Source organism: Aurantibacter aestuarii, from assembly GCF_003008425.1.
GTDB lineage: Bacteria > Bacteroidota > Bacteroidia > Flavobacteriales > Flavobacteriaceae > Aurantibacter > Aurantibacter aestuarii.
This window is the reverse complement of sequence record NZ_PXOQ01000014.1, coordinates 1-9,140: the sequence shown is the minus strand read 5'-3', so window position 1 is coordinate 9,140 and position 9,140 is coordinate 1. Positions and strand designations below refer to the sequence as shown.

The following is a 9,140-nucleotide window of genomic DNA, read 5'->3' as shown; positions in this document are numbered from 1 at the left end:
GTTGTACGCAATTTGCGCTACTAATAAAAAAACTAACTGAACTTGGGAATTGTTTGCGAATTATACAGATTACCTGACTTTGAAATTGAGGAATTAAAAAAACTCAAAATTGACGATGCGGAAGAATATCTTGATGAAAAATTTGCTTGGGTTGATTCAGAATATCACAAGCAAAACGACACGGTATTTTCTATGGATAAGGGTTGGGGAATTACACGATTTTTAATTCAGCAATGTGACAACTCGCCGAATAAGATTTTAGCGAAATTAAATGAGCGATTTATAAAATCAGACGACGTTAAGCTGATTAACAAAGAATTGGAATTAATTGGAATTGAGGATTTGAAAAATACCTATGACCAAGAAAAGCTAATTGAAAATCACGTTTATCACGCCAAATATGAAGTCAATTGGGACTACATTAATAATTGGCATCTGAAATTATATAAATCTGGATTTAAAAAAGCATCGGAATTGAATAACGGAATTGCAATAAATTATAATTGAATGAATAAAAAACTGCGTACAACAATGTATAACCGCAATTACGGCGGATTCGACTACGTCCGAATCCACTCGGAATTGCTAAGGTCAGTTCTAAACCGAAAATTAACGCATATAAACCCGTAACTGACGGTTATACGAGACCGTTGTAAAACATTTGACCAAGTCAAGAAAATGCAGGATGCAATCAAAAATAGAATTCCAATTCACGTCGATTTACAGCCAAATCGTGACGAATTGTATTCTGGAATTTGTTTAAAATCAAATGACAAAATCTTTATTTTCATTTGCTTCAATGACGAAACTAAAGAATTTGATGGTTATGCAATTATCAGAAATTACGAAATTTACAAATATCGAGAATGGAACGAAGAAGAATTAAGTGAAATAGAAAATAACAATTATGCTGAATATATCGGAAAATTGCCACTCGGAAAAATGAACAATATGTTCGAATGTTTATCGGAATTGAAAAACGAAAAATTGATTGCGCTATTTAAAGAATCTGATGACGATTCATATTTTGTAGGTCGGATTAAAAACCTATCGGAAAATAAAGTGGAATTAAAATTACTGAATGAAGATGCGGAATGGATTGGGAATGAAAAAATCAAAATTGAAGAAATTACTTATATCGGATTTCGGACGAGTTATGAAAAAGAGTTACTGAACAAAAACACTGGACAATGATGCTCATTTCTAAAATATCCTTAATTATAAGTCTAATTGGAATTTCTATTGCTATTTACTTCCAATATGATTTATTTGTCGGATACCAAACCGCAACCGGAAAGACACAAGCATTATATGGAATTAAACATCTAATGCAACTCAATTACGTTTTTATTGGAATAACTTCTTTCATATTATCAATCATTTCAATTTTTAAAAAGGAGAACTTGAAGACAATAATCTTAACCTTAAGTCTATCTATATTGTCAATATTACTTTTGGTTTTGGAAATATGGAAATTATTCCTGTGATAAAAACGTTTTACAACAAAGTATAAAATTAATGGCTGGTTCTAGCCTACTTGGAAAATTCCTGCGGAATTTTCCACTGGCAAGTATTTGTTTACTAAATTAGTGCTTAACAACGCCAATAATCTTATACATAAACGTTGTATGCAATTTGAACAAACTAAATCTATAATTTGACGGACAGCTCAAAAAAACGACTTAAAGTACTTGAATACTCATTAACCTTGGAATTAATGGCTAGTTTTTCACTAGCTTTTCTTCTGGATATTGATATTGAATATGACAAAATAAAAGAATCGAAGTCATTAGGAAATTCTTCATCTGCATTGAGTTTTAATCAGAAAGTAAACTTACTTCTTGATAATAAGTCAATTACAAAGGATGAAAAATTAAAACTTGAGTCCTTTATGAATATTAGGAATCAATTTATACATAATAAAGACGCTGTCTCTTATACCAAAGCAGTTTCTAATATTTCAGGTCTTGAAAATAGACTTAAAAGAATTTATCCAGACTTTTTTAAAGAGATAGAATTAGAAGAATCAATAGATAATTGTGTTACAGAATTATACAATGATAGCTTAAGCATATTAGGCGATTTTAAGGGAGGAAGAGAATCAAAATTAATAATGCAATCCGAAAGAGATATTTATGTAAAAAAATATAAAATCTTAAAGGAAATAATGGAATCTGAAATTGATGAAGTGAATGATTTTATAAAAAAACAGGAATCTGAATTTATTAAAAAAGATGATTTAGTCGGAATGATTGGTTTATTAAAATATCAAATAATTGTGAAAACTAATCAAGAATATCTAAAAGAAGAATAAAAACTGCATACAACACCGGCTATAGTTCATTGCTTCTGACTTTCCTCTCGGAAAGTCCTCGCAAATTTGCTATCTTCGGTTTGCGGCGGAAAATCCTCGCGGATTTTCACGCAACGAAACCATAGCCAAACCGTTGTAAACAATTTAAGAAATCCAGAAACTATGAGCTATGATTTAATGGTTTTTAATCCTCAAAAAGCGCCGAAATCTGAGCCTGAATTTTTGGAATGGTATGACCAACAAACTGAATGGGAAGAAAATCACTCTTATGACGACCCAAAAATTACTTCGATTGAATTGAGGAATTGGTTTATGGAAATGATAGCTGAATTTCCTGCAATGAATGGACCTCACTCACCTGCTGACCTTGATGACCGAATTGACGATGAAGAAATAACCGATTATAGCGTTGGAAAAGATGTAATTTACTCAGCATTTAGATGGTCGATGGCTGAAAGAGCATATCCAAAAATGTTGGAATTGGCAAAAAAACATAAAGTCGGATTTTATGACGCGAGTGGAGATGGAAATATTTTGTTTCCAAATGAAAACGGAATATTAGAATCAATTAATAAAAAAGCGGAATCGAAACCTTGGTGGAAATTCTGGTAATATAAAACTAAATAGATATGAAAACAGAATTAGGCAATATCGGTGTAATTTACCCAAATGAAGAATCAGCTCAAACTCGAAAATTTCAAATTAGAACTGATGGAGATATTTTACACTTTGACTTTATCGACCCAAAAATTGATACAGGAGGTTTCTATTTAGAAAAAGACCAAGTTAAACTATTAGTTGATACTCTAAATGTTATTCTTAAAAATAAATTGATGGAATAAAAACTGTTTACAACAACGTGTATAGCTCATTGCTAATCAGTTGATTAAACCAAAGTTAAGGCATATTTGGAAAGTCGCCAAATTTTTAAATTTGACGATTTCCAACAAAAAAGATAAATAGTAAAATTTAAAAATCTGGCTTGTGGCTCAACCGAAAAATAATCGCTAATTTACACGCAACGAGCCATACACAAGACCGTTGGCAAACATTTAAAGCAAGACTAAATGAAAATAACTTTTGACTCTAATACTTGGAGAAAAATAGCAACACCTCAAAACTTCCCAAAAGACCCTTTAACGGAAATCTATTTTAAAATTAATCAGTCTATTAAATCGGGAAAAATAGAAGCTTACTTAAGTGAAACAATCTTTACTTTAGAGGCTATTAAACGAGTAGAAAGAAAAGATTTTTTTAAAAAATACACGCCAAAGAAAACATATAATATTTCTGAAAAAGACGATATTGTGAATATTTCAAGTTCAATTGCCCCAAATCCTGAACTTCACCCAGGAAATAACGAGTTTCTGAATGAGCACTTAAATGACGCTTTAAATATTGGCTTTAAAGTAGTAAACATTCCACGAATAGGAACAGCAACAAACCCAGACCTTGAAGGAAAGAAAATTAATTTAGAAAACTCTGATTTTGAAAAAATGGCTCAAGTTTCTGGTCGAATTGAGGAATTAAAAGCTGGCCTGTATGATATTACAAAGATTGGAGAAAAATATTACCCACACAGTTGGTTTATTGGTGTAGGTAAAGCACCTGATTCTGAAAACCATCAAATTGCATCAGCAGTTGCAGAATGGGCAGATGGCGATTCTGTAGCAGTTCACATTGCTCTTAATGGAGATTATTTCTGCACGAATGATAACGCTAAAAAAGCTGGTTCAAACTCTGTATTAAGTCAAAAAAATACTGAAATTTTAAACAATGAATTTAATTTTAAAAAAATCAGTCCATTAGAACTTTCTGAATTAATAAAATAAAAAACGATTTGCCAACAACATATATAATTTATTGCTAGTTCTAGCCTACTTACGAAAATCCTCGCGGATTTTCTATTCGGTTTTTATTTACTAAATTCAGTGCTTGAAACACGCAACAAATCATATATAAAAACGTTGTACGCAAGCTGAAAGAAAAATTCTGAACTCAAATGAAAGCTGAAGATTTTATTAAAAAACTAACTGAAAAAAGTGGCGAACGCTCGAAAAAGGACGTACTGAAATTTTTCAAAGAAGACGATAATGAAACTGATGCTATAGGAGTGAAATTCGGAACAGTTTTTAAGTTGGCCAAAGAATTCACCGATTTACCCTTAACCGAAATAAATAATCTTCTCGATAGCAAATATTACGAAATCCGAATGGGAGCTGTCAGCATTATGGACTTTCAAGCAAAAAAGAAATCAACGAGTGAAGAACGTAGAAAAGAATTATATGAACTTTATCTTAATCGACACGACCGATTGAATAATTGGGATTTTGTTGACAGAGGAGCATATAATATTATTGGGGAATATTTGGTTGACAAACCTAAAAACAAATTGTACGAATTAGCTAAATCTAAAAATCCTTGGGAACGCAGAACTGCTATTGTTTCAACTTATGCCTTTATCAAAAAAGGGCAGATAGACGACACTTTTAAAATTGCAGAGATTTTAGTTGACGATGAACACGAATTGATTAATAAAGCGGTTGGAAGTTGGATAAGAGAAGCAGGAAAAAAAGACCAAAAGAAGCTGAAATCGTTTTTGGACAAGCACGCTAAAACTATGCCGAGAGTAACTTTGAGATATGCAATTGAAAAATTTGACGAACCAACAAGACAGAAATATTTGAACAAAGGAAAATGAAAAGCCAGCGTACAACAATGGCTATAAGTAATTGCTTGTTCTCGCCTACTTCTGAAAATCCTCGCGGATTTTCAGCTTGGTGTGTACTTGTAAAGTTAAGCGCTAAATCACGCAACTACTCATAGCCGAGACCGTTCTACGCAATTTGACCAAACCATCAAAAATTGAAATTAATAGAAAAAATATCGAGTTGGATTTATCCAAAAAAGGAAATTGATTTTGACAATCGGGAATTTGAATTCTGTATAGTCGGAAATATAATAGACGAGCATTTATGGGGAGAAGAAAAAATTATAAAAAAAGGGAGTAAACAATTTCGACCTGGAGCGAAAGTATACTGTATGCCTGAATTTGGAGGAATGGCACACGAATCAATACGTGTATTAGGGAAACCTAGAAAACAAAAACGCCTGATTAATATTATAATAAATACTCGTCTGATTAAGAATTTTAGAACACAAAAAGTTTATAATCCGAAAATTCAATCTGAAATTGGAAGTCATCACTTTTATTGGACTAATAGACGTTCTGAATCTGAAATGAAAAATCTGAATGAAATGGTTGAATATTTGAACACGTTGACAGAAGAAATAAAAACTGCGTAGAACAGCGTGTATAATTCATTGCTAGTACTAGCCTACTTACGAAAATCCTCGCGGATTTTCTATTCGGTTTATATTTGCTAATTTAGTTGCTGAAATACGCAACGAAATCATACACAAACACGTTGTGCATAATTTGAAATACTAATGAAAAAATTACTCATACTTATTTTATTATTCGGTTTTCATTCTCTTATTGCACAATCAATAGAACAAGATACTTTAGTTAATATTGGAGGGTATAATCTTCATTTTAATATAATCAAAGGTGAAGGCATTCCTATACTTTTTGAATCAGGCGCTGGTGATGATGGAACGGTATGGAACGATTTACTTAAACCCATACATAATATAACTGGAACGACGCTTATCACATATGACAGAGCTGGTTTTGGAAAAAGTGAGATAAATCCAGCAATTCAAACAGATGAAGGTCATGACATTATTCAAGGAATTGAAGAACTTGAGTTAGCCTTGAATAAGTTAGGTTATGGCAATGATATAATTATAGTTTCACATTCTTACGGTGGTTTTTATGCAACTCTGTTTTCTGCGAGAAATCCAGGAAAAGTGAAATATAATATTCGCATAGACTCTAATCTCGTAGGGTGGTACACTGATGAAATTCTTAAAAAAATTGAAAGTGAAAATGTGCCACCTAAAACAGATGAGACTCTTGGCATTTATTATTTGGTTAGGAATTATGCCAATACTGTAAGGCAAATGAGAACAATTGAATTCCCATCTAATATACCTGTAATTGATATTTGGTCGCCAATTCAAAGACATCATACAGACGAGGAATGGAAATTACTCATCGAAACACATGAGGAATTTGTTAATACTGAAATTAATCGCGAAGGAATTGTAGCTAAAGGAAGCGGACATTATATTTTCAAAGACAATCCAAATCTTGTGATTAGTGCAATTGTTAAGGGCTACACCAAAACGTTGACTAATAATGAAGAAAAATTGAATGTAGTGTCCAAATACCTTGATTGGAACATTAAGGAATCTATTAACAACAAAGAATTGGAAAAAAATTAAACTATGCACAACATTGGCTATAAGTAATTGCTTGTTCTCGCCTACTTCTGAAAATCCTTGCGGATTTTCAGTTTGGTGCGTACTTGCAAAGTTAAGTGCTAAACCACGCAACTACTCATAGCCGAGACCGTTGTGCATAATTTAAACTATCGATTTGGAAAGATTTATAATTTTTGTTGAAGGGCTAGAACTCGAAGAGAACTTTACTTATACTTTTTGTAATGGTTTTATGCTTTGCCACTTTAGTAAAATAGAAGATGAAAAAACAGCCAAATTATTAGAGACATTCACAAAACATACGGACTATTATATTTTATTCAAAGAACTTCATAAAGAAAACATCAATCCAGATATAATTGATGAAGCAAGAGACATATTAGATATTATCTCAATTCATCTAAGAGATTTTGAAGCTTTATATATTTCAGCAGCTTCCAGTTATGCTGTCTCTAATATTCCGAGAATGCGAAGTCTAGGAATTAGAACTAAAATTGACTCAGAAATATTGGAATTAGCCAATCATCAACTAACTAGACTCAATGCGTTTGAACCTAAAAATAAAAATAAACTTCGTGTATCTCTTAGATTTCTAAATAAGTCTAAAGACCGAACTAAAATAGACACGTCAATTGACCACGCCATTTTTATCAGAGTAGCAATGGAGAATATTTTTGGCTCACCATATAATAAAATAAGAAATACTGTCTCTGAAAGGGCACCAATTCTATTAACCGAATTCAACGAATCCGAATTAATTTCTGGATTTAAAAGATTCTATGACCAGACCTCTAAAGCAATACACACAGGAATAGTTCCTAAAAAACCAATAAAAAGTAGAGATAAGAAAGTGATTATTGGTGGAAAAAGAATGTATGATTTACTTGCATTATCCGTGAGCAGATTATTAGAAAATGGCTTTCCAGATTGGGATGCCCATAAACTTTCATTTAGACAAAGATTGAAAATAAAGATTATAAAATTTATTGAAGAAAAATTTTGATTAAGACAATAGTGAAATGATTAAAAACTATGCACAACAATGGCTATAAGTAATTGCTTGTTCTCGCCTACTTTGGAAATTCCTGCGGAATTTCCAACTTGGTGTGTACTTGCAAAGTTAAATGCTAAACCACGCAACTACTCATAGCCGAGACCGTTGTGCACAAGCTAAAAAACTGAATGAATATTAAAATAGGTCTTCTAATATTAACAATAGTTCTCTCTATAATTTTAGCTTCCATTTATGGAATAATTCATAACCAGATTTCTTATTCGATATCTGAAGAATATTTCACCGTTTTTAAATTTGAACAATTTGGTTTATGGGAAAATGGTTATGGAGATGAAAGGTTAAAAGTCTCGTTAGTTGGTGGTTTATCAACTTGGTGGTTCGGACTGATTTTCGGAATTGTAAATGGATTAATCGGACTTACACAAAGCACTATAAAAACAATGAGAAAAAGCATTATTGGCGCTATGTTTCGGATTTTTATTTTTGCTATTTTATTGGGTTTAATCGGAGTTTTAGTTGGATTTTTTATAATCCCCAAATTAAATATTGACTGGAATATCCCAACTGACTTGTTTGACCGACAAAGTTTTTTGACAGCTGGAACAATGCATACATTTAGCTATGTTGGTGGAATTATTGGAATAATATGCGGAATTAAATATCAATTAAAAATAAAAAAAGCCCGTGCACAACACAGTATATAAAAAATTGCTAGTTTTAGCTTAACCAATGTTAGTTGCTTTGTTTGCTAGCTTCTGATTTTCCTTCGGAAAATCCTCGCACACAAACTCGCAACTTTCCATATACAACAACGTTGTGCGTAATATGAAAAACTGAATGGATTGTGAAAAAATAGATATGATTAAATTAATACTTCCAGCAATTCTCACCATTCTCGGAAACATAATTTTTTACTTATGGATAAAAAAACGTGTTGACCGTTAAATTGAACAATACAAAATAACTTACAGCGGAATTTTTAGGGAAAAAATAGACATCTATCGAGAAATTCTGGACAAGTCTTACCGAATAAAACTTCTGATTAATCGCTATCATTTGACTGGAGACGAAAAAATGGGTGCTGATTTTATCAAAGAAATTGAGGAATTTATAAACTTTTACCTAAAAAATCAACCATTCCTTTCTGAAAATATGCTTGACAAGCTAAAAAAAATACGCGCGGAATTTCAATTTATTTTTGACAATTCTTATCAATATTATTCCTTATCAAAAGTGAGCGGAATTCCTAAAGAAATGCGAACTGAAATGACTTTGAAATTCTTTGAGGCAGGAAATAAATTTAAAACTGATAATCCATTTAACGAATTAGAAACTGTAATCATTAAAGAAATGAGAGCGGATTTAAAAACTGACAACTTTGAAAAATAAAATACTACGCACAACAACGGCTATAGTTCATTGCTTCTGACTTTCCTCTCGGAAAGTCCTCGCAAATTTGCTATC

At 31.9% G+C, this 9,140-nt stretch carries 12 protein-coding genes; all 12 read left to right on the top strand.

The genetic code is table 11. The features are described 5' to 3' along the window. The first annotated feature begins 42 nt into the window (after positions 1-42). The 12 genes from C7H52_RS11220 to C7H52_RS11155 all read left to right on the top strand — a co-directional run bounded on the left by C7H52_RS11220 (position 43) and on the right by C7H52_RS11155 (position 9,065). Positions 43-507: a DUF1877 family protein gene (locus C7H52_RS11220; protein WP_181256235.1), complete on the top strand. Its 465-nt coding sequence runs from the start codon at positions 43-45 to the stop codon at positions 505-507. A 171-nt stretch (positions 508-678) separates the two neighbouring features. Then, complete coding sequence (locus tag C7H52_RS11215) at positions 679-1,194, top strand: hypothetical protein (protein ID WP_106464000.1); 516 nt, start codon at positions 679-681, stop codon at positions 1,192-1,194. 523 nt (positions 1,195-1,717) lie between these two features. After that, entirely contained in the window at positions 1,718-2,314 is a 597-nt protein-coding gene (locus tag C7H52_RS11210; protein WP_146130051.1) for a hypothetical protein, read from the top strand. 162 nt (positions 2,315-2,476) lie between these two features. Next, positions 2,477-2,926 (top strand): hypothetical protein, encoded by a 450-nt coding sequence (locus C7H52_RS11200; protein WP_106463998.1) that lies wholly within the window; start codon positions 2,477-2,479, stop codon positions 2,924-2,926. A 17-nt stretch (positions 2,927-2,943) separates the two neighbouring features. After that, complete coding sequence (locus C7H52_RS11195) at positions 2,944-3,156, top strand: hypothetical protein (RefSeq protein ID WP_106463997.1); 213 nt, start codon at positions 2,944-2,946, stop codon at positions 3,154-3,156. A gap of 225 nt (positions 3,157-3,381) precedes the next feature. Continuing rightward, the gene (locus C7H52_RS11190) at positions 3,382-4,146 is read left to right on the top strand and encodes a hypothetical protein (protein ID WP_106463996.1); all 765 of its coding nucleotides are present in this window, start codon (positions 3,382-3,384) and stop codon (positions 4,144-4,146) included. A gap of 170 nt (positions 4,147-4,316) precedes the next feature. Then, positions 4,317-5,015: a DNA alkylation repair protein gene (locus C7H52_RS11185; RefSeq protein WP_106463995.1), complete on the top strand. Its 699-nt coding sequence runs from the start codon at positions 4,317-4,319 to the stop codon at positions 5,013-5,015. Positions 5,016-5,179: 164 nt separating this feature from the next. Continuing rightward, entirely contained in the window at positions 5,180-5,620 is a 441-nt protein-coding gene (locus C7H52_RS11175; protein WP_106463993.1) for a hypothetical protein, read from the top strand. Between the two features lie 144 nt (positions 5,621-5,764). Continuing rightward, the gene (locus C7H52_RS13480) at positions 5,765-6,664 is read left to right on the top strand and encodes an alpha/beta fold hydrolase (protein WP_181256239.1); all 900 of its coding nucleotides are present in this window, start codon (positions 5,765-5,767) and stop codon (positions 6,662-6,664) included. A gap of 154 nt (positions 6,665-6,818) precedes the next feature. Then, entirely contained in the window at positions 6,819-7,664 is an 846-nt protein-coding gene (locus C7H52_RS11165; protein ID WP_106463991.1) for a hypothetical protein, read from the top strand. 179 nt (positions 7,665-7,843) lie between these two features. Beyond that, the gene (locus C7H52_RS11160) at positions 7,844-8,380 is read left to right on the top strand and encodes a hypothetical protein (protein ID WP_106463990.1); all 537 of its coding nucleotides are present in this window, start codon (positions 7,844-7,846) and stop codon (positions 8,378-8,380) included. A gap of 352 nt (positions 8,381-8,732) precedes the next feature. Continuing rightward, on the top strand, positions 8,733-9,065 hold the full coding sequence (locus tag C7H52_RS11155) for a hypothetical protein (protein WP_146130016.1): 333 nt from the start codon (positions 8,733-8,735) through the stop codon (positions 9,063-9,065). Positions 9,066-9,140: the final 75 nt, after the last annotated feature.